We start from the raw sequence: 19,755 nt of genomic DNA, 5'->3' as shown, positions 1-19,755 counted from the left end.
GGGTAAGGAAGCGGGGATACATATATATGGAACGAGAGCCGGACCATGACGGACCGTGACATGCCCCCCGCCTGGCTGCCGGATATCCGCAAGCCGGACGGGCCGATCTATCTCGCGATCGCCGCGGCGCTGGAGGCCGATATCCGGTCCGGCGCGCTGAGGCCGGGCGACCGCCTGCCGACCCAGCGCCGCCTCGCCGCCGCGATCGGGATCGATTTCACGACCGTCACCCGCGCCTATGCCGAGGCCGCGCGCCGCGGGCTGATCGAGGGCCGGGTGGGGCTCGGCACCTATGTCAGGATTATCCCGCCGCCGCGCGCGGCCGCCACCGCCGGCGGCCTGATCGACATGAGCATGAACCTGCCGCCGTGCTTCGACGACCCCGCGCTGGCGGCGCGCCTCTGGCGGGATGTCACGGCGCTCGGGGCGGAGGCCGGGCTCGACCTGCTGCTGCGCTATCAGGATATCGGCGGCGCCATGGCCGACCGCGCCGCCGGCGCGCACTGGCTGCGTGACCGGATGGGCCCGTTGCCGCCCGAGCGCGTGCTGCTCTGCCCCGGCGCGCAGGGCGCGTTGCTCGCGATCGCCGGCCTGCTCGCCGCGCCTGGCGATGCCGTCTGCGTCGAGGATCTCACCTATCCGGGCTTCCGCGCGCTGGCCGCCCATCGCGGCCTTCGCCTGGTGCCGGTCGCCATGGATGCGGACGGGCTGCTGCCCGACGCCTTCGAGGCCGCCTGCCGCGCGCACCGGCCGAAGCTGCTCTACTGCACGCCGACCCTGCACAACCCCACGACCGCCACGATGCCCCCGGACCGCCGCGCCGCGATCGCCGCCATCGCGACGGCGCAGGGCATCGCGATCGTCGAGGACGACGCCTATGGCATGCTGCCGCGCAGCGCGCCGCCGCCGCTCGCCACCTTCGCGCCCTCCATTTCCTATTACATCGCGGGGGTGGCGAAATCGCTGTCCCCGGCGCTGCGCCTCGCCTATGTCGTCCCGCCCGACGCCGCGGCCGCGCACCGGCTTGCCGCCGCGATCCGGGCGACCACGTCGATGGCCTCGCCGCTGACGGCGGCGATCGCGACGCGCTGGATCGGGGACGGCACGGCGGAGGCGGTGCGCGAGGCGATTCGCCGGGAAACCGCTTCGCGCCGGCAGATCCTGCGCGCGCTGTTGCCGGAGGCGGGCCTGCGCACCGCCGAGGACGCGTTTCACGCCTGGCTGCCCCTCGACCCGCCCTGGACCCGCAGCGCCTTCATCGACCGTCTGCGCTCGGCCGGGATCGGCGCCGTCGGCAGCGACGCCTTCGCCGCCGGCACCGCGCCGGAGGCGGTGCGCCTCGGCCTCGGCGCGCCGGCCACGCGCGAGGCGCTGCGCACCAGCCTGGAGGCCGTCGCCGCGGCACTCGCCGCGCCGCCGCCGCTGGCCGACATCATCGTCTGATCGGCGCGGCGGATCAGCCCCGCCCGTCCGCCGCGATCCCGTCCCGCAGATGGTCGATCAGCGCGCGCGCCGCGGCGCGGGTGTTCCGGCCCATCGGGAAATAGGCGTGCACGGGAACGTCGGCCATCGTCCAGTCCGTCAGCAGGCGCACGAGGGAGCCGTCCTCCAGCGCCCGCCGGCACTCCCATTCGCCGGTCGAGGTGATGCCGAGCCCGGCGATGGCGGCGACGATCGCCCCCTCGTTATCGTTGGTGGTGAACTGCGGCTGCACCCGTGCCGCGATGCTCTCGCCGTCGCGCTCGAAGGTCCAGGCCAGGGGGTTGGCGGCGGCGGCGCCGCGGATGATCCGGTGGCCCGCCAGATCCTCGGGCCGCGCCGGCGCGCCGTTCGCGGCCAGGTAGGCCGGCGAGGCCACGATCACCCGGGAGACCAGCGCGATCTGCCGGGCGGTGGCGCTCGCCGAATCCGGCAGCGCGCCGATCCGGATCGCGACATCCACCGCCTCGCGCACCAGGTCCTGCCGCCGGTCGTCGAGTTCGAGGTGGATCTGCAGCCGCGAATGCCGGGCCGCGAAATCGGCGAGGCGCGGAATCGCGACATGGATGCCGAAACTCGTCGGCATGCTGAGCCGCAGCATGCCGTGGAACTCGCCGCCCTCGCGCACGCTCTGGCCGGCCTCGTCGAGCGCGGCGAGAATGGCCTCGATGCGGAGGAGGAACGCCTTGCCGGCCTCGGTCGGCACCACCGCCCGCGTCGTCCTCGACAGCAGCCTGGCGCCGAGTTCCTGTTCGAGTTCGGCGATCATGCGCGAGACCTGCGGCTGCGACATGCCGCTCTCCCTGCCCGCCGCCGAAAAACTGCCGAGGCGCGCGACCCGCGTGTAGAGCTTCAGCGCGGCGATGTCCTTCATGACCGCGAAACCCTACCGCGCCGGCGCGAAACTGTCATGTCACGATTGCGCCGCCGGCCGCAGCCGGAGCCGCAGCCGTTCGATCGCCCGGACGAACACCGCCTGATCGCCGGTCGCCCGCGCCAGCACGAGGGCGCCCTGGATGCCGAGCACGGCCTCCTCGGCGCGGGAATGGGCCTCGGTCGGCGCCCAGCCCCGCCGCACCAGCGCGCCGCGCAACGCCGCGATCCACCGGATGAAATATCCGGAGACGGCGTCGGCGAACCTGTCCCGCGTGCCGTCGAGGGCGAAGGCGCCGACCAGGCAGATCCGCGCGCCGGAGCGGAAATAGGCGGTCACGGCATCCCACATCCCCTCGATGGCCGCCCCGGGCGCAACCTCGGGCGCCTCGTCGCGCAGCGGCGCGAAGACGTGGCGCTCGAACCAGGCGTCCACATCGTCGAGCACCGCCTGCGCCATCTCCTCCTTGCCGCCGGGAAAGAAGTGGTAGAGGCTGCCCTTGCCAAGGCCCGTCCGCCCGGTGATCCGGCTCAGCGAGGCGCCCTCGTAGCCGAACTCGCGGAACACCTCGCCCAGCAGCGGCACGACGTCGGCGCGCTGGTTGATCGTCCGCATGGCCGCGCCGCCGGCTCAGAGCCCGAGATCGGACAGGCCCGGATGATCATCCGGGCGGCGCCCGAGCGGCCAGTGGAACTTGCGCTCGGCCGGGGCGATCGGCAGGTCGTTGATGCAGGCGAAGCGCCGCCGCATCAGCCCGGCGGCGTCGAATTCCCAGTTCTCGTTGCCGTAGGAGCGGAACCAGTTGCCGCTGTCGTCGTGCCATTCATAGGCATAGCGGACGGCGATGCGGTCCTCGCCGAAGGCCCATAATTCCTTGATCAGGCGATAGTCGAGCTCCTTCGCCCATTTGCGGGTCAGGAAGGCGACGATCTCCGCCCGGCCGCTGACGAATTCGGCGCGGTTCCGCCAGCGGCTGTCGGGCGTGTAGGCCAGCGCGACCTTTTCCGGGTCACGGCCGTTCCAGCCGTCCTCCGCGAGGCGAACCTTCCGGATCGCGCTGTCCCGCGTGAAGGGTGGGGCGATGATGCTCATCCGCGTCTCTCCTGTACCGATTGGTATTCTCGATACCTATCGGTACAGACGGGATCGCGCAACCCCCCGGCCGTGCCGGGCGGTCAGAACAGGGATCGCCGGCCGCTCGCCTCCGCCACGAAGGCGGTGCGGCCGAGAACGCGCAACCGCCCGGCCTCCGCCAGGATCGCCGCGAAATCCGCGCTGGAGAGATGCGCATCGAGCGCGGCCCGGTCAGCCCATCCCTCCGAGAGATGAAAGAGTCCGGGCACCGAGACGTCCTCGGCGATGGTGAAATACAGGCAGCCCGGCTTGACCACGGTGAGGGCGACGCAGCGCCGCGCGATCTCCGCGAAGGCCGGCGCATCCTCCGCGGCCAGCCGATAGCTGCCCACGAGGGCGAGGAAGCGTCCGGACTCTTCGCTCATGCGGCGCGCCGCTCAGCCGGCCGGCTGCGGCGGAAAGGCGACATAGATGTCGACCCGCCGGTTGGCGGCGCGCCCGGCGGCCGTCGCGTTGCTGGCGACCGGATCCTGCGGCCCCATGCCGCGCGTGGCGATGCGCTGCCCGCTGATCCCGCGCGAGACGAGATAGGTCTTCACGCTCGCGGCGCGATTGTCCGAGAGCGGGTAGTTGATCGCGTTCGAGCCGGTGCTGTCGGTATAGCCGATGATCTGCACCGTCTCGGTCGGGTTCTGCTGCAGGCCCTGGCCGAGCTGGTCGAGGATCGGGTAGAGGCGCGGGTTCAGCGTCGCGCTGCCGGTGGCGAAGCCGGCATCGGCCGGCACGTTCAGCTTCAGCCGGTTGTCGGCGGTCTGGCTGACCTGCACGCCGGTTCCCTGCGCGGTGCGCTGCAGCGCCTGCTTCTGCGCCTCGAGATGCTGGTTCCAGAGATAGCCGCCGAGCGCGCCGGCCGCAGCGCCGCCCAGCGCGCCGATGACGGTGCCGCGGGCCTGGCCGCCGCTCGCCAGCGCGCCGATCAGCGCGCCGCCCGCGGCCCCGAGTCCGGCCCCCGTCGCGGCACTCGTGGCCCCCGGATTGTTCGCGGCGTATTGCTGGCTGCAGCCGGCGAGCATGGCGACGCACATCGCCGCGGCGGCGGCTCGGTTGACGGATCGGATCATTGGTTTCGGCGCTCCGGAATGTCTGTTCTTGAATGTTAGCGAGGCCGCCCGGCAAGCGGGGAAATTCGCCCCGCGCCGGACTTCCCTTGTCTTTCTGCCTCCGGATTCTTCCGCAAGCAAGACGTCAGCTTCCGGTGAAATTCGGCTTGCGCTTTTCGTGGAAGGCCTCGACACCCTCCCGGAAATCATCGGACTGGCGCAGCCGGCTGTAGCAATGCCCCTCGAGTTCGATCGCGGTCGTCAGCAGGGCGTCCTCCGTCTCGTTCAGCAGCCGTTTCGCGGTTCGCTGCGCCAGCGGGGCGAAGGCGCGAAGCTCGTCCACCAGCGCGTCGACGGCGGCCTCGAGGCCGTCATCGGGCACGCATTCGGTGGCGATGCCCCAGTCCAGCGCCTGGCGGGCGGAGATGCGCCGCGACCGCATGACGATGTCCTTCGTCCGGGTGATCCCCACGATCTTCTGCAGGCGCGCCGAGCCGCCGGAACCGGGGATCTGGCCGAGCTTCTGCTCGGGAAGCGCGTATTGGCAGGTCTCGGAGACGATGCGGAAATCGCAGGCCAGCGAGATCTCGAAGCCGACGCCGAAGGTGTAGCCGCGGTTCGCGGCGATCACCGGCTTCGAGCAGCGCGCCGGCGCGGCGATGTTCCATGCCAGTTTCGAGACATGCTCGGGCGATGCCTCGAGAAAGCCGCGGATATAGCCGCCCGAGGAAAAATGCTCGCCATCCGCCCGCAGCACGATGACCCTCACCCGCCCGTCCTCGTCGAGGGCTTCGAAGGCGTGGCGCAACTGGTCGCGCTGCGGCATCGAGATCGTGTTCATCGGCGGCCGGGCGAGGACGATGTCCGCGCGCGCGCGGTCGGCGTCGATCTCGACGCGGAAACCGTCGAGGCGGGCGAGGCGGGGATCAGGCTGGTCGGTCATGGATTCGGTTCCCTGGAGGTGGATGGCCCGGAGAGGCACGATGGATCGAGGGCGTAGTCGCCGGCGACCAGCTTGCGCCGCAGCAGCTTGCCGACGGGCGATTTCGGCAGCTCCGTCACGAAGACATAGCGCCGGGGGCGCTTGAACCGCGCGAGGCCCGAGGCGATGCAATGCGCATCGAGCGTTTCCGCGGCCACCGGGGCACGGCATTTCACGAAGGCCGCGACGATCCGGCCCCAGCGCTCGTCCGCCAGCCCGGCGACCGCGACCTCGGACACCGCGGGATGCAGCGACAGGCAGCTCTCGATCTCGACGGGCGACACGTTCTCCCCGCCGGTGATGATCATGTCATCGACCCGGCCGGTGACGAAGAGGTCGCCCTCCGCGTCGAGATATCCGGTGTCGCCGGTGAAATACCAGCCGCCGCGGAAGGCGCGCGCGTCGGCGTCCGGCCGCCGCCAGTAGCCCTCGAACGCCTCGTCGCTCGCGGCATCGGCGATGATCTCGCCCTCCTGCCCCTGGGCGACCTGCGCGTCCGGATCGCCGGGGCCGATCCGCACGACGCGCAGACGCTGGTTGATCCCGGCCCGCCCCGCCGAACCGGGCTTGCGCACGGCATCCTGGTCGATCGCGAAGGTGTAGACCTCCGACGAGCCGTAATGGTTGACGAACAGGTCCGGACGGAATGCGCCGTCGAGCGCCCGCAGCAGCCCGTCGGTCATCGAGGCGCCGGCGAAGCCGAGCTTGCGGACCGAGGACACGTCGTGCGCGGCAAAGGCCGGATGGTTCAGCAGGTCGTGATACAGCGTCGGCACCAGGTAGAGATTGGTGATCCGCTCCCGCTCGATCAGGCCGAGCGCGCGCGCCGGATCGAACCGCGGCAGGCAGACGAAGCAGCCGCCGATGAGCGACATGGCGAGCAGCGAGCGCACGCCCATGGTGTGATAGAGCGGCATCACGCCCAGGGTGCGTTCGCCGGCGCGGTAGAGGTTCTGCGCGACATGGGCAATCGCCGCGGCGCGCTCGGTGCGGTGGCGGCGCGGAACGCCCTTGGGCTGCCCGGTCGTGCCGGAGGTGTAGAGCATCAGCGACAGCGCGTCCGCGGAGACGTCCGGCAGCGCGCCATCGCCGGCGAGATCGCGGAAGCCGATCCCGGCCGATGCGGCGTTATCCACGCCGATCCGGAGCAGGCCGGCGGCGTCCACCGCGTCACCGGCCGCGTGCGACACCGGCTCGGTCACCAGCGCCCGCGCGCCGGCATTCTCCACCACGAAGCCGAGTTCGTCGCCGGTCATCCGCCAGTTGACCGGGGTGATCACCAGCCCGGCGAACTGGCAGGCCCAATGCAGCGTCGCCGCCTCCCAGCGGTTCTGCAGCGCCGTGACGATCCGCTCCCCCGGCCGCAAGCCCAGCGCCGCGAGGCCGCGCGCCACCGCCTCGATCCTGGAGAGCCAGTCCCGATAGGAGAGGCGGACGCCCTCATCGACGATGGCGATCGCCGAGGGGTCGCGGGCCGCACTCGCGCGGAAGCTCGTGGCGAGATCAAACATCGCCGCCCTCCCCCGCCGCGCCGCGCAGGGATGCGGCGGCATCGAGCGCCGCCGCGACGATCGGCGCATAGCCGGTGCAGCGGCAGAGATGGCCGCCGACGACCTCCCGCACGGCCTCCGGCGTCGGGTCGGGCGCGGCGCGCAGGAAGGCATCGAGCGACATCAGGATGCCGGCGGTGCAAAACCCGCATTGCAGCGCATGATGGCGGCGGAACGCCTCCTGCAGCACGCCGAGCCGTCCCGCCCGCGGCGCCAGGCCTTCCACCGTCCGCACCGCGCAGCCCTCGACCTGCAGCGCAAGGGTCAGGCAGGCCCGCGCCGGCGCGCCGTCGATCTGCACCGTGCAGGCGCCGCAGACGCCGTGCTCGCAGCCGACATGCGTTCCGGTCGCCCCCAATCCGTGCCGCAGCAGGTCGGCGAGCGAGGTGCGCGGCGACGCGGCGGCGACCACCTCGCGCCCGTTCAGGGTGAAGCGGATCTCGTGACGTTCGTCGGCGGTCAGGATCGTCATGCCAGGGCCTCCCCGATGACCTGTCGGCCGAGATGGCGGACCAGGTCGCGCCGGTAGCGCGCGTCGGCGTGGAAATCCGCCCTCGCATCGAGCGACCACGCGATGTCGTTCAGGGCGTCGTCGAGCGCCGTGCCGCCGATGCGGGGCAGCAGGCGCAGCACCGGCCGGTCGGCGACGCCGCCGATCGCGAGGCGCACACCGTCCGCCGTCGCCACCGCCGCCGCCGCGACGATGGCGAAATCGCCATGCCGGCGGCCGATTTCGGCAAAGCCGCAGCGCCGCCCGGACAAGGCATCCGGCAGGCTGACCGCCTCGATCAGCTCGTCGTCACGCCGTGCGGTCTGCATCGTGCCGAGGAAGAAGTCGGCGGCGCCGATCACGCGCGCGCCCGCCGCGCTGCGAAGATGCACCGCGCCGTCGAGGGCCAGCAGGCAAAGCGGAATTTCGGCGCTCGGATCGGCATGGGCGACCGAGCCGCAAACGGTGCCGCGCGCGCGCGTCTGGTAATGGCCGACCCAGGGAAGCGCGAGACCGAGCAGCGGCGCCTCGCCGGCAAGCCCGGGCCGCGCCAGCAGCGCCGCCTGCCGCACCCCGGCGCCGATCCGAAGCTGCCCGCCCGCGCGGCGCACCTCGGCCAGCGCGCCGATCCGCATGATGTCGACCAGAACATGCGGCCGGGCCAGCCGCATGTTCAGCATCGCGACCAGCGACTGTCCTCCGGCCAGCACCCGCGCATCGGCCCCGTGGGTCCGCAGCGCGTCCAGCGCCTCATCCAGCGTCCCCGCGCGGCAATAGGCGAACGGCGCGGGCTTCATCGGCCAACTCCCAGCATGCGCAGCAGCCGTTTCCAGAAGCCCGGCCGCGTGGGCGCCCCGCCGGCGCGGCGCGCCAGCGCCTCGAAGAAGGCGCCGATGACGACCCGGCTCGCCCCCGCCAGCAGCCGGTCCCCCGCCGCGGCGACCCGGCCGCCGATCCGCACCTCGTACTCGTAGTCGATCCGCGTGCCGCCCGCGCCCTCGGGCAGGAGCCGCACCCGGCCGCTGCCGGCACCGCCCCCCAGCGCCCCCTCGATCGTGCCGGACAGCGTCGCTTCCCGCGGCTCATCGAGACCGGAAAGCCGGATCGACGCGCTGTAACGCCCCCTCACCGGCCCGACGCCCAGCGTCACCTCGGCGGCGAACCCGTCGGCGCCGACGCGCCGCACGCCATGCGCGCCGGGGATGAGGGCGGCAAGTTCGTCCGGATCGAGCAGAATGGCCCAGATCGTGGCGGGCGGCGCGCCGACGGACGTATCCCCGCTTCCGCGCAAAAGCCGCGCGCCCGCCCGCGGCTCCTCGCCGGCGACAGGGCCTGCGGGACGGTTCGCGGGGGGCGGCTCCGCCTCGCCGAGCAGGGCGCGCAGCCGCGACGGGGTCAGTGGCAGATGGAGTTCGGCAACGCCCAGCGCGTCGGCCACCGCATTGGCGATGCAGACCGGCGTGGACATGCAGTTCCCCTCGCCGACCCCCTTGGCGCCGAGCGGCGTGAAGGGGGATGGCGTTTCCTCGTGCAGGATCTCGATCGGCGGCACCTCGGTCGCGTAGGGCAGCATGTAGTCGGCGAAGGTGCCCGAGATGAACGCGCCGTCGTCGCCATAGGCCAGCTCCTCCAGCAGCGCCGCGCCGAGCCCCTGCGCGAACCCGCCGCGGATCTGCCCGTCGACCATCGCGGGATGCAGGATCGTGCCGCAATCATGCATGGTCACGTAGCGGTCGATCCGCACCCGGCCCGTCGCCCGCTCGATCTCGACGCCACAGAAATCGAAGATGAAGCCGTGGCAGAGCGAGGAATTCACCTCGTCCGCATCATTGGGCGCGGCGAGTTCGGGCGGTGTCCAGAATGCGGTCTCGCGCAGCGTCTGGCCGAGTTCGGGATCGATCGTCCCGGGCGCCCAGTGGCCGGCGGCGGCGATGCGGCCGAAGGAGACGCCGTTGCCGGGATTGCCCGCGGCGAAGATCCGGCCTGCGGCGAAGCGGACCTCGCCGACCTGCACGTTGAGCTGCCCGGCGGCGACCGCCGCAAGCCGGGCCCGCAGCCGCCGCGCCGCGAGCGCCGCCGTGCCCGCGACCGCCGGCGCGAAGCGGCTGGAATAATTGCCGGAGGCGATCGACCAGGCATCCCTGGCGGTATCGAGGTCGGTCACCACCATGATGTCCGCCGGATCGAGGCCGAACTCGTCGGCCACGACCTGGGCGAGCACGGTCCGGTGCCCCTGCCCCTGCGGCACCGAGGCGACATGGACCGAAACGCCGCCGAGCGGGTCGAGCGCCACCGTCGCGCTGGCCTGCGCGCCGTTCTTGGGCCCGGCGCGGCGCCGTTCCTCCGGCGTCAGCACCGTCGTGACATAGCCCATGTTGGAGACGCTGGGCTCGACCACCACGGCGAGCCCGATGCCGTACAGCCTCCCGGCCGCCCTCGCCGCCGCGCGCCGTTCGAGCAGCGAGGCGTATCCTCCGGCGTCCAGCGCGCGGTCGAACGCGCCGCGGTAATCGCCGGAATCGTACAGCGCGCCGGTTGCCGTGCGATAGGGAAAGGCGCCGGCCGGAATCAGGTTTCGCCGCGTCACCTCGACCGGATCGAGCCCGAGCTCCACCGCGATCCGCTGCATCAGCCGCTCCAGCGGATAGTAGACCTGCGGACCGCCGAAGCCGCGCACGAGGCCGGTCGGCGTCTTGTTGGTCGCCACCACCCGGTTGCGGATCCGCACGTTGCGGATGTCGTAGGCCCCGGTCATGTTGCCGTGCATGCGATAGAGGGTCGCGGGTTCCGGGGCGCGCAGATAGGCGCCGCAGTCTTCCAGCTGGTCCCAGTCCAGCGCGAGGATCCGCCCCTCGGCGTCGACGGCGGCGTCGAGGCGCGTCACCCGGTTGGTCGCCGACACCGACGCGGCGAGATGCTCCATCCGGTCTTCGATCCATTTCACCTGGCGCCCGGTCAGCCGGGCGCAGGCGGCCATCAGCACGACATAGGGCGCCACCCCCTGCTTGACGCCGAAACTGCCGCCGGAGTCCGGCGGCATCCGCAACCGCAAGCGGTTGCCCGGCACGTTGAGCGCGCGCGCCAGCACGGCGTGGATGCTGAACGGCCCCTGGAAATTGGCCTGCACGTCGTAGGAATCGCCGTGCGCGTCATAGGTCGCGATCACGCCATAGGTTTCCATCGGCGCGCCGGTGTTGCGCGGATAGCGCGCGACGACGGTGATCCGGCGCGCCGCCGCCGCGAACGCCGCATCCGGATCGCCATAGGAAAAATGCCGCTCGTTCAGCAGGTTTCCCCCGACCGCCTCGTGCAGCACCGGCGCACCGGGCGCGAGCGCCGCCTCGGGATCGACGACGGGGTCGAGCAGGCGGTAGCGCACCCTGACGGCGTCCAGCGCGTCCTCGGCGATGTAGCGATCGGCGGCGATGGCGACGGCGACCGGCTCGCCCACGTAGCGCACGCGGTCGGTTGCCATCACCCGCGCCTCCGCCGGCACGCGCACGCTCGCGACCAGCGTGCCGGTGACCGGCACGAGATCCGCGCCGGTGATCACGGCAAGGACGCCGGGAATCGCCAGCGCCTCCCGGACATCGATCTCCTCGATCGCGGCGTGAGGGTGGGGCGAGCGCAGGATGGCGGCATGCGCCGTTGCGGGGCCGACCGGCAGATCGTCGATGAAACGTCCCCGCCCCGTCAGCAGGGGGGCATCCTCGATCCGCGGGAGCGAACGACCGAGCGACTTCCGCGCATGCGTGTCCATGCCTGTTTCCTCCTGGCGCCGCGATCGCGGCACTCATCTCGGCCGGAGACTAGCGCCGCGAGACCGCGGCTGGCGACCGCATCGCGTCACGCGACTTTGCAAATCATCTCAAAATCGGCCGTCAGGCGGAGCGGAGCACGGCGCGGAACTCTCGCGGCGCGACGCTGACATGGTCGCGGAAAAAGCGGCTGAATTGCGCGGGCGCGCCGAAGCCGAGGCGCTCGCCGATCCCGGCGAGGCTCTCATCCGCCTTCATCACGGCGGCGACCGCGCGCTCGACCCGCAGCATGTTGAGGAAGACCAGCGGCGTCACGCCGGTCGAGCGCTCGAACAGCCGGAAGAAATGCGCGCGCGACAGGCCGGCCTCCCGGGCCATCCGCTCCATGCCCGGCACGCCGCCAGGATCCGCCCTCATCGCGTCGATCGAGCGGCGCACCCGATGGTCGATCGAGGCGCGGCCGGCCGCCTCGATCAGCATCGCCCGCCGGTCCCGCAAGGACCCGAAGCGCGCGACGACGCGAATCATCAACTCGGAGAGCAGGGCCTCGCGCGCCGCCGCCTGCATCGTCGGGTCGACCATCGCGTCGGCGAGATCGTGGGCCAGCCGGCGGATGCCGGCATCGATGCGGCCCGCCGAGGCGGGGAAAAATCCCGGCGCTCCCGGCGCGATCCGGTCCGCCTGCACCAGCCGGAGCCAGGACGGGTCGATATACAGCGCCAGAATCAGCGCATTGCGCCGCGATGGATCGTGCACATAGGCATGCGGCTCCCAGGCGTTCACCAGCACGGCAAGGTCATCGGTCAGCGGCGCCAGGCTCGAACCGACCGCGAACCTCGTGTCGTCGCCGCCCAGCTTGAGCAGGACGTGGCAATGCGGATGGGCATGGCGCACCAGGCTGCGGTCCATGTCGAGCAAGGCGACCCGGCCAAAGTCGCCATGGGCGATCCGCAGCGCACGCGACACGTTCAGCCCTCCTCGAAACGGGCGCCGCGACCGCAACCGATCATGGGCCATGATGAAAGTTTCACGCGCGCCAGTTTCTCGATCGCCCCTCGCCTGTCAACGGCGCGACGCGATGACGCCAGCGGTCCGCGATGTCCGCAGCGGATGCGGCCCCCGATCTGCCAGGGTGCGATCCGCCGGGGTGTCGATGAGGTGCAGACGCCATTTCGGAGAGCCGCGAACGCAGATGGGGAAAACCGGTCGATGATGGGCCGTCCAGGACCAGGCGTCTTTCCGTCGGGACGGCGAAGGCGGCCCCGCCGCGTCATGATATGAGACGATGTTTGCCGCAGCGCGGCATGGATGATAAGCGGAACGCTGTCTTGAGGAGGGGCCCGGATGGAAGAGCTTCTGGCAGGGTATCGGCGGTTCCGCGCGGCGCGCTGGCCGGCGCAGCGGGAAACCCTGGAGGCCCTGGCGCGCGACGGGCAGAAGCCGCACACGCTGGCGATCGCCTGCTGCGATTCCCGCGTCGCGCCGGAGATGATCTTCGACTGCGCCCCCGGCGACGTGTTCACGGTGCGCAATATCGCCAATCTGGTGCCGCCCTACGCGCCGGACACCGCCAATCACGGCACCTCGGCGGCGCTGGAATTCGCGGTGCGGGTGCTGCGGGTGCGGCGCATCGCGGTGATCGGCCATTCCTCCTGCGGCGGCATCGCGGCGCTGCTGCACGAACCCCCGCCCGAGGCGCGCGACTTCGTGGCGAACTGGGTGCGGATCGCCGAACCCGCCCGCAAGCGCGCCGTGCGCTTCGCCGATGACCCGGTGGAAGCCGCCCGCCGCGCCGAAATCGAAAGCGTGCGGGTCTCGCTCGAGAATCTCATGACCTTCCCCTGGATCGCCTCCGCGCACAACGCGGGCGAACTCGGCGTCTATGGCTTCTATTTCGACGTTCCGAGCGGCACGCTGCGCGAGGTGACGGCGGAGGGCGAGCGGCTGATCACCGAGGGCGCGGGCTGAGCCCGAGCGCGCGCAGGCACGCCCCAGCACAGAAAGGCATGGCGATGGAAACGGCAGATCGGAAGGCCGACCGCAAATCGATCGGATCGTGGGAACGCGCGAAGCGCAACGGCGAGCGCCGCGCGCTGATCACCGCCTATGATTATCCGTTCGCGAAACTCGCCGAGGCCGCCGGGATCGACGGCATCCTGATCGGCGATTCGCTGGGAATGACCGTCCAGGGCGAGCGCGACACGCTGCGGGTGACGCTGGAGCAGATGGTCTATCACACCGGCATGGTCGCGCGCGGCGCGCCCGCCTGCCTGATCATGGCCGACCTGCCCTTCGGCAGTTTCGAGGCCGGCCCTGCCCAGGCCTTCGCGAGCGCCGCCCAGTTGCTCAAGGCGGGGGCGGACATCGTCAAGCTCGAGGGCGGGGCGGCGATGGTCGAGACCGTCGGCTTCCTTTCCGCCCGCGCCGTGCCCGTCTGCGCGCATATCGGCCTGACGCCGCAGCATGTCCGCCAGCTCGGCGGCTTCCGCAAGCAGGGCAAGACCGAGGACGCGGCGGCGCGAATGATCGAGGACGCCGCCGCCCTCGCCGAGGCCGGCGCGCGGATGGTGCTGATGGAAGCGATCCCGGCCGGACTCGGGGCCGAGATCACCAGGCGGGTGCGCGTGCCCACCATCGGCATCGGCGCCGGCAACGGGACCGACGCGCAGATCCTGGTGATGCACGACGTGCTGGGGCTGACCGGCGGCTATGTTCCGGGCTTCGCCAAGGTGTATGCCGACGGGGCGCGGATGGTGCGCGAGGCGATCGGCGCCTATGCCGAAGAGGTCCGCACCGGCATCTTCCCGCCCGCCGAATAGGCCTCGAACAGCCGGCCGGGATCCTCCGATCCGGCGGGCAGGAGCGGAACCGGGCGATTGGCGGCCGGTTCAGCGGCCCTGCTGCGGGATCTCGATATAGGTCTTGCCGGAACCCGCCGCGCCGCCGCCGGACCCGAACAGGCCGCAGCCGGCCAGGCTGCCGGCCAGCGCCAGCGCGAGGGCCAGGCCGATGATGCGCTTCGTCGTGTTCATGCCGCCTCTCCTTGTGCCAAAACGAAACGGGGCCCATACCCGATGCGGATATAGGCCCCGAGACTTCAAACCGGAAGCAGGGTCAGCGCGAGTAGAACTCGACGACCAGGTTGGGTTCCATCTGCACCGGATAGGGAACGTCGGCCAGCTTCGGCGCGCGGGCGAAGGTGCCCTTCATCGCGCGGTGGTCGACCTCGATATATTCCGGCACGTCGCGCTCGGCGCTCTGCACCGAGTCGAGCACCATGGCGAGCTGCTTCGACTTCTCGCGCACCTCGACGACATCGCCGTCACGCACCTGGTACGACGAGATGTTGACGCGGCGGCCGTTGACGAGAACGTGGCCGTGGCTGACGAACTGGCGCGCGGCGAACGGGGTGATCGCGAACTTCATGCGATAGACCACCGCATCGAGCCGGCGCTCGAGCAGCTCGATCAGGTTCTCGGAGGTGTCGCCCCGGCGGCGCACCGCCTCCTCGTAATACTTGTAGAACTGCTTCTCGCTGATATTGCCGTAATAGCCGCGAAGCTTCTGCTTCGCCATCAGCTGCACGCCGAAGTCGGACGGCTTCTTGCGGCGCTGGCCATGCTGGCCGGGGCCGTATTCGCGCTTGTTGATCGGGGATTTCGGCCGGCCCCAGAGATTCACGCCAAGGCGGCGGTTGATCTTGTACTTGCTTTCGGTACGCTTGGTCATGCGTGCCGCACTCCTTCTTGTTGACGCGGACGTGCCGCTGATGTTGCACCGGTAGGTTCCGCCGCGCATGCGCGACGGAACGGGCGCGCACCCCGAAGGTGCGTCCACGTTCCCGGCCATGCCGGTCCGCATAGAGAGGCGGCCACCGAATGTCAAATCCGCGGCGGCTCAGAGCGCGAGCGCCGCCGGGTCCCGCACCCAGCGCGGCACGCTGCCGACAAGATCGAGGCTGATCCGCCGTGCCGGGCGGTCGAGCAGCAGTTCCGCGGTCCCGCCGCTCCACATCCCGCGATCGCCCTCGTCCGGGCGGTACCAGCCCGCACCGTGCCAGACCGGCAGGCGCACGCCGTCGGCTTCCAGCGCGGCGGCGCAGATGCCGAGCCGCCGCCGGTCCTCCGACGCGGGATCGGTATAGGCGGGCCGCGAGACGCGCGCGCGCAGCACCAGCCTCGCTGCCGGCGCCGGCAGCGTGAAGTCGAGCCGCCCCGCACCCCGGCGCGGCTGCACCGGCGGCGCGTCATCCTCCACCAGCGCCTCGACCACGGCGCCGTGGACGATCTGGTAGTCGAGTTCGAGGGCGCGGCGATGCAGCCGCGCGCGCACCCGGCGCAGCGCCGGGCCGGTGGTGACGACCGGCCGGCACGAGTCCGCCGGCGCGCCCGGCAGGCCGAGGGCGGCGGCGAAGCGGTCGCGGTTGCCATCGTCGCGATAGGTCTCGCAGGGCAGGTTCTCCGCCCGGATCACCGCGTGCCGGGCCAGTTCGACATGATAATAGGTCACGGCGAAGCGTGAGGAGTCGTGCAGGATGGTCGCCTCATTGACCAGCAGCGTCGCCGGCACCAGCACGCCATCGGCATACACCGCATGCAGCGGCGAGAGGGTGAGAGGATGCGACGGCATGCAGGGCCCGAACGCGCCGGGCGTGATGACGACCGGATGCAGCAGCGCGGCGGCGGGATCGCGCGACAGGTCGATGCTGCGCCAGCCGATCCAGACGACCGGCTCCGCCGTGCCGTCCTCGGTGACCAGCCGGTCGCCGGGCCGCAGGGTCTCGACCGGGCGGTAGCCCTCCGCCGTCAGCAGCCTGGTGCCACGGGCGAAGCAGGGCATGGCGCCGCCGACGGTGACATAACTGCCGCCGTACCCATCCGCGGCGATGGCGATCGCCGCCTGCCCCGCGGCCTCGGCGAGGCCGAACCCGCCGCGCCCGCTCACCGCGAGCGTGCCGCCGGCGTAGCTGACCAGAGAGGGGGCGACGCCGATCAGGTCGATCGCGTCGCCGGATGCCATGTTCACCACCGGATCGGCCATGGCGGCGACGTCGTTGATCGTCAGGATGCCGTCGGCGCCGGCGAAGGAGACGGTGCCGCCCGTGGCCGGGCCGGCGAGGTCGAGCGCCGCGCCGGGATCGATGGTCGCGCCGCCGGCGAGCGCGCCGCCGAGCACCAGCGTGCCGCCCGACGCGGCGAGCGCGCCGGCGGCGTCGATCGGGATGAGGCCGGGCGCGCCGAACGTGCCGATCAGCCCGTAGCCCGAGAGTTCGGCGCCGGAACCGATCGTCAGCGAGGCCGCCCGCAATGCGCCCTGGGCCAGGGCCAGCGTCGCCCCCGCGGCGAGCGAGGCGCTGCCGGCGAGCGAGAGCGTGCCGCCATCCAGCGCCGCACGCCCCGACTCCGCCAGGCTGCCGGCCGCCAGCGTGCCATCGAGCAGCAGCGCCCCGCCGCCGCCCAGCCGGAATCCGCCAGCGCCGAACGACGCCGCCGCCAGTCCGCCGATGCTCAACGTGCCGCCCGCGAGGTCGATTCCGCCGGTGCCGGCCAGGCGGCTCGCATCCGCGAGCGCGAGATCGCCCGCGGTGATCGTCGCCGGGCCGAGCGACAGGCTCGCCGCGTTGCCGAGCGAGACGATGCCGCCGGCGAGCGTGAGGCTGCCCAGCGCGAGCGAGGCGGTGCCGGCTTCGCGCAGCAGGGCGCCGGTGCCCAGCGCCGAAGCGCCGAAGGATGCCGTGCCACCCAGCTCGAACGTGCCGGGGGCAGCGGTGCCGAGGGCAAGCCCGGCGGCGGCGAGGCTGCCGGTCACCTCAAGGACGTCATTGCCCGATACTGCCGCGCCGCCGACATCGATCGTTCCCGCCGCATCGAGAGTGCCGGCGATGCCCAGGGTGCCAGTCCCCTGCGCGTCGCCGACCAGCGCGCCGCCGCCGAGCGTCGCCGCCGCATTGGCGTCGAACAGGGCGAAGCCGCCGGCGCCGATATCGAGCGCGGCGCCGCTCGCGGGCAGATCGAACGTGCCGGCGAAATCATAGGCTCCGGCAACCGACACGGTGCCGGCGACCCCCGGCCCCTCGACCAGCAGCGGCGCGCCGGCATGGGGGCCGAGCAGCGCGACATCGCCATTGGCCGGCGGCGCGCCGCCCTGCCACGACGACCCGGCATTGAACAGGCCGCCATTGGCGCCGGTGAAGTCGAGCGTGCCGGCGGGGGCGATCGCGATGCCGATCGCGGCACTCAGCCCGGCGAGCCCGGTGCCGCCGGTGAAGTTCAGCACATCGCCCGTGCCGCCCGCCGGCGCGGTATAGTCGAGCGCCGCGAGTTCCGCGTTCAGGTCGAGCGCATTGGCGGCCGAGAGCACCAGCGACCCCACGGCCGCGCCGCCACCGGTGGCGATCTGCCCATGGCTCGCGCTGACGGTCAGTTGCAGCCCGGCGGAGCCGTCGCTCGGCACCAGCAGGCCGAGGCCGATGATCGGCGTGGCGATGCCGTTCACCGCCTCGATCGAGGCGCCGGCGGCCGGCACGTCGTTCAGGGTGAGCGCGGCGCTGCTCGCCCGCAGGCCGATCACCTGATCGCCGGCCGAATCCGTCTCCACCACCGGCGACACGCCGGCGGCCAGGCTGGCATGGATGGTGACGATCTCGCTCTGCGCGGTATTGCCGATGACGACGCCGGCCACCTCGAACGAAGTCGGGGACACATTGAAGACCGACAGGTTGGTGAGGGTGGGAAAGGCGATGCGGTCGCCGGGGCGGAAGCCGGCGAGCGTGGCGGCGAAATCCGTCGGGTCGTCGAGCACGAGGACGCCGCCCTGCTCGCCCAGGGTGCTGGCATACCCGGTGCCGTCCTGCCCCGCGCTGGCGCCCGGCGCGAAGCTGATCGTGGCATCGGCGCCGACGGTGACCGGCGTGGCGTTGAACACGCCGTAGAGCGGCTGCACGGCGCCGAGCTCCAGCACCGCCCCCGGCGCGATGGCGAGATCGATCGAACCGCCGATGCTGCCGGCGGCGATGCTGAGCGGCGCCGGGCCGAGGGCGAGAATCGTGCCCGGGCCGACGATGGTTTCCGCCTCGCTGAAATTGCCGGCCATCAGCAGGCCCGCGCCCTCGAGCGTGCCGCCGGCGGCAAGCGAGATGGCATTGTACCCGGTGTTCGGCGCCGCGCCGTCGGCCTCGAGCGTGCCGGCGAAATCGACCACGCCGCCGCCAGGAATGCCGATCGGCCCGCTTAGCGTGCCGCCACCCGGCAGCAGCGCCGCGCCCGCGGCATCGAGCCCGTCGATCGACAGCGCGCCGAACGCCGCCAGCGCCGCGCCGGAGGACAGCGTGACGCCGGCGGCCTCCAGCGCGCCCGCCGCGCCGACGACGAGGGTGGAGGAGTCGAGCGAAAGCCCGCCGGCGATTGACAACGCGCCGCCGATCGCGGCCGTCGCACCGCTGGCGAGCGTCGCCACCGCAACGCCGAACGCCCCCGCGAGCGCGACCGACGCGCCGGCCGCCACGTCGAGCACCGCGCCGAGACCGTATCCGCCGAGCACCGCGCCGTTGCCGATCGTGATGTCGGTCCCCGGTCCCGGCACCTGTGCGCCGGACCAGTCCGCCGCGGTCTGCCAGTCGCCGTTGCCGCCGTTCCAGCTTTCGCCGCCCGTCGCCGCCGAACCGGTGACGGAGAAGCTCAGGCTGCCGGAGGTGACGGCATCGGGCAGCGGGCCGCCGGTCTGGCGGAGAACGTATTCGAGCGTGCCGGCCGCGGTGGCATCGAGCCGCACCGCGTCGAGCGCGGCGCGCAGGCCGGCGAGATCGCCGGACGCGGCGGTGAGCACCAGCGTGCCGGTGCCGTTCCCGGCAACGCCGACATCGTTATGGGCGGCGACATCGAGCAGCAGCGCCCCCGAACTCGCGATCAGGCTGACCGCGAGCGTCTCGGCGGCCAGCCCGAAGCCCGCCAGCAGCGCGGCCGGATCGTCGGCGATGGCGAGGCCGAGCGTCTGCGCAACGCCGGCGGTGAGCGGCAGACTCGCCGGCGGCGCGACGAAGGCGGGCGGCGAATCGGCAAGGGCCTGTACCGCGATGGTCGTCGCCAGCGTCGTCCCGCCGCTGGTGGCGCTGACGCCGAGCGTGCCGGTCCCGCTCGCCGAGGCGCCGATGGCGAGGCTCGCCAGCGCATCGTTCACCTGCGTTGCGGTGCCGCTGATGGTGATCGCGTTGCTGCCCAGCGCAACCGTCGCCCCGCCCGCGCTGCTGGCGGAAAATGCGTAGGCACCTGACAGGGTGACGCTCGCCGGGGCCCCCGCCGCCAGCCCGCCCAGCGTGAAGCCGCAAGGCGGCACGCCCGCAACCGAGGACAGCGCCAACCCGTCGATCAGCCCGATCGCATCCGGCCCGATAATCTGGAACGTGCCCGACATGCCGCCCTCCAAGGTAAGGGCGGCATGATATTATTCTAC

Annotated in this window: 17 protein-coding genes; 3 read left to right on the top strand and 14 right to left on the bottom strand. The window is 72.1% G+C overall.

Annotated features, from left to right (window positions below; translation table 11 throughout):
* The first annotated feature begins 45 nt into the window (after positions 1-45).
* Positions 46-1,443, top strand: coding sequence for a PLP-dependent aminotransferase family protein (locus ACRY_RS05835; RefSeq protein ID WP_011941688.1), 1,398 nt, complete (start codon positions 46-48; stop codon positions 1,441-1,443).
* 13 nt (positions 1,444-1,456) lie between these two features.
* On the opposite strand, the gene ACRY_RS05830 is transcribed toward ACRY_RS05835, so the two are convergent.
* The 11 genes from ACRY_RS05830 to ACRY_RS05780 form a co-directional block, all read right to left on the bottom strand.
* Complete coding sequence (locus ACRY_RS05830; RefSeq protein ID WP_011941687.1) at positions 1,457-2,353, bottom strand: LysR family transcriptional regulator; 897 nt, start codon at positions 2,351-2,353, stop codon at positions 1,457-1,459.
* Positions 2,354-2,392: 39 nt separating this feature from the next.
* Entirely contained in the window at positions 2,393-2,968 is a 576-nt protein-coding gene (locus ACRY_RS05825) for a TetR/AcrR family transcriptional regulator (RefSeq protein WP_011941686.1), read from the bottom strand.
* Between the two features lie 15 nt (positions 2,969-2,983).
* Positions 2,984-3,445: a DUF1348 family protein gene (locus ACRY_RS05820; protein WP_007423309.1), complete on the bottom strand. Its 462-nt coding sequence runs from the start codon at positions 3,443-3,445 to the stop codon at positions 2,984-2,986.
* A gap of 83 nt (positions 3,446-3,528) precedes the next feature.
* Positions 3,529-3,852, bottom strand: a complete 324-nt coding sequence (locus ACRY_RS05815; protein ID WP_011941685.1) for a putative quinol monooxygenase — start codon at positions 3,850-3,852, stop codon at positions 3,529-3,531.
* Between the two features lie 12 nt (positions 3,853-3,864).
* The gene (locus tag ACRY_RS20485) at positions 3,865-4,548 is read right to left on the bottom strand and encodes an OmpA family protein (RefSeq protein WP_011941684.1); all 684 of its coding nucleotides are present in this window, start codon (positions 4,546-4,548) and stop codon (positions 3,865-3,867) included.
* 124 nt (positions 4,549-4,672) lie between these two features.
* Entirely contained in the window at positions 4,673-5,470 is a 798-nt protein-coding gene (locus ACRY_RS05805) for an enoyl-CoA hydratase/isomerase family protein (RefSeq protein WP_011941683.1), read from the bottom strand.
* Entirely contained in the window at positions 5,467-7,020 is a 1,554-nt protein-coding gene (locus ACRY_RS05800; RefSeq protein WP_011941682.1) for an AMP-binding protein, read from the bottom strand. The genes ACRY_RS05805 and ACRY_RS05800 overlap by 4 nt, the downstream gene beginning before the upstream one ends.
* The gene (locus ACRY_RS05795; protein ID WP_007422483.1) at positions 7,013-7,531 is read right to left on the bottom strand and encodes a (2Fe-2S)-binding protein; all 519 of its coding nucleotides are present in this window, start codon (positions 7,529-7,531) and stop codon (positions 7,013-7,015) included. Before ACRY_RS05795 ends, ACRY_RS05800 begins: the two co-directional genes overlap by 8 nt.
* Positions 7,528-8,346: an FAD binding domain-containing protein gene (locus ACRY_RS05790; protein ID WP_011941681.1), complete on the bottom strand. Its 819-nt coding sequence runs from the start codon at positions 8,344-8,346 to the stop codon at positions 7,528-7,530. Before ACRY_RS05790 ends, ACRY_RS05795 begins: the two co-directional genes overlap by 4 nt.
* Positions 8,343-11,309 (bottom strand): xanthine dehydrogenase family protein molybdopterin-binding subunit, encoded by a 2,967-nt coding sequence (locus ACRY_RS05785; protein WP_011941680.1) that lies wholly within the window; start codon positions 11,307-11,309, stop codon positions 8,343-8,345. The genes ACRY_RS05790 and ACRY_RS05785 overlap by 4 nt, the downstream gene beginning before the upstream one ends.
* A 121-nt stretch (positions 11,310-11,430) precedes the next feature.
* A complete protein-coding gene (locus ACRY_RS05780; protein ID WP_043509084.1) occupies positions 11,431-12,273 on the bottom strand; it encodes a helix-turn-helix transcriptional regulator in 843 nt (280 codons plus the stop codon).
* A 378-nt stretch (positions 12,274-12,651) separates the two neighbouring features.
* Here ACRY_RS05780 and ACRY_RS05775 point away from each other — a divergent pair, with 378 nt between their 5' ends.
* Positions 12,652-13,275 carry a carbonic anhydrase gene (locus ACRY_RS05775; protein WP_007423931.1) on the top strand — a complete coding sequence of 208 codons (624 nt, stop codon included), beginning with the start codon at positions 12,652-12,654 and terminating at the stop codon, positions 13,273-13,275.
* 38 nt (positions 13,276-13,313) lie between these two features.
* A complete protein-coding gene (gene panB, locus ACRY_RS05770; RefSeq protein ID WP_011941678.1) occupies positions 13,314-14,126 on the top strand; it encodes a 3-methyl-2-oxobutanoate hydroxymethyltransferase in 813 nt (270 codons plus the stop codon).
* Between the two features lie 69 nt (positions 14,127-14,195).
* Here panB and ACRY_RS19620 read toward each other — a convergent pair whose 3' ends face one another.
* The 3 genes from ACRY_RS19620 to ACRY_RS05760 form a co-directional block, all read right to left on the bottom strand.
* Positions 14,196-14,339 carry a hypothetical protein gene (locus ACRY_RS19620; protein WP_154653534.1) on the bottom strand — a complete coding sequence of 48 codons (144 nt, stop codon included), beginning with the start codon at positions 14,337-14,339 and terminating at the stop codon, positions 14,196-14,198.
* Between the two features lie 82 nt (positions 14,340-14,421).
* Positions 14,422-15,036, bottom strand: coding sequence for a 30S ribosomal protein S4 (gene rpsD / locus ACRY_RS05765; protein WP_007423933.1), 615 nt, complete (start codon positions 15,034-15,036; stop codon positions 14,422-14,424).
* Between the two features lie 168 nt (positions 15,037-15,204).
* Entirely contained in the window at positions 15,205-19,716 is a 4,512-nt protein-coding gene (locus tag ACRY_RS05760; protein ID WP_011941677.1) for a Hint domain-containing protein, read from the bottom strand.
* Positions 19,717-19,755: the final 39 nt, after the last annotated feature.

The organism is Acidiphilium cryptum JF-5 (assembly GCF_000016725.1).
Classification (GTDB): domain Bacteria; phylum Pseudomonadota; class Alphaproteobacteria; order Acetobacterales; family Acetobacteraceae; genus Acidiphilium; species Acidiphilium multivorum.
The sequence above is the reverse complement of the archived record's forward strand: the minus strand, read 5'-3'. Positions and strand labels throughout refer to the sequence as shown.

Excerpts from the sequence above, each read along its gene's own strand:
- ACRY_RS05835 (WP_011941688.1), top strand. The coding sequence starts at position 46 with ATGACGGACCGTGACATGCCCCCCGCCTGGCTGCCGGATATCCGCAAG.
- ACRY_RS05830 (WP_011941687.1), bottom strand. The coding sequence starts at position 2,353 with ATGAAGGACATCGCCGCGCTGAAGCTCTACACGCGGGTCGCGCGCCTC.
- ACRY_RS05825 (WP_011941686.1), bottom strand. The coding sequence starts at position 2,968 with ATGCGGACGATCAACCAGCGCGCCGACGTCGTGCCGCTGCTGGGCGAG.
- ACRY_RS05820 (WP_007423309.1), bottom strand. The coding sequence starts at position 3,445 with ATGAGCATCATCGCCCCACCCTTCACGCGGGACAGCGCGATCCGGAAG.
- ACRY_RS05815 (WP_011941685.1), bottom strand. The coding sequence starts at position 3,852 with ATGAGCGAAGAGTCCGGACGCTTCCTCGCCCTCGTGGGCAGCTATCGG.
- ACRY_RS20485 (WP_011941684.1), bottom strand. The coding sequence starts at position 4,548 with ATGATCCGATCCGTCAACCGAGCCGCCGCCGCGGCGATGTGCGTCGCC.
- ACRY_RS05805 (WP_011941683.1), bottom strand. The coding sequence starts at position 5,470 with ATGACCGACCAGCCTGATCCCCGCCTCGCCCGCCTCGACGGTTTCCGC.
- ACRY_RS05800 (WP_011941682.1), bottom strand. The coding sequence starts at position 7,020 with ATGTTTGATCTCGCCACGAGCTTCCGCGCGAGTGCGGCCCGCGACCCC.
- ACRY_RS05795 (WP_007422483.1), bottom strand. The coding sequence starts at position 7,531 with ATGACGATCCTGACCGCCGACGAACGTCACGAGATCCGCTTCACCCTG.
- ACRY_RS05790 (WP_011941681.1), bottom strand. The coding sequence starts at position 8,346 with ATGAAGCCCGCGCCGTTCGCCTATTGCCGCGCGGGGACGCTGGATGAG.
- ACRY_RS05785 (WP_011941680.1), bottom strand. The coding sequence starts at position 11,309 with ATGGACACGCATGCGCGGAAGTCGCTCGGTCGTTCGCTCCCGCGGATC.
- ACRY_RS05775 (WP_007423931.1), top strand. The coding sequence starts at position 12,652 with ATGGAAGAGCTTCTGGCAGGGTATCGGCGGTTCCGCGCGGCGCGCTGG.
- panB (WP_011941678.1), top strand. The coding sequence starts at position 13,314 with ATGGCGATGGAAACGGCAGATCGGAAGGCCGACCGCAAATCGATCGGA.
- ACRY_RS19620 (WP_154653534.1), bottom strand. The coding sequence starts at position 14,339 with ATGAACACGACGAAGCGCATCATCGGCCTGGCCCTCGCGCTGGCGCTG.
- rpsD (WP_007423933.1), bottom strand. The coding sequence starts at position 15,036 with ATGACCAAGCGTACCGAAAGCAAGTACAAGATCAACCGCCGCCTTGGC.
- ACRY_RS05760 (WP_011941677.1), bottom strand. The coding sequence starts at position 19,716 with ATGTCGGGCACGTTCCAGATTATCGGGCCGGATGCGATCGGGCTGATC.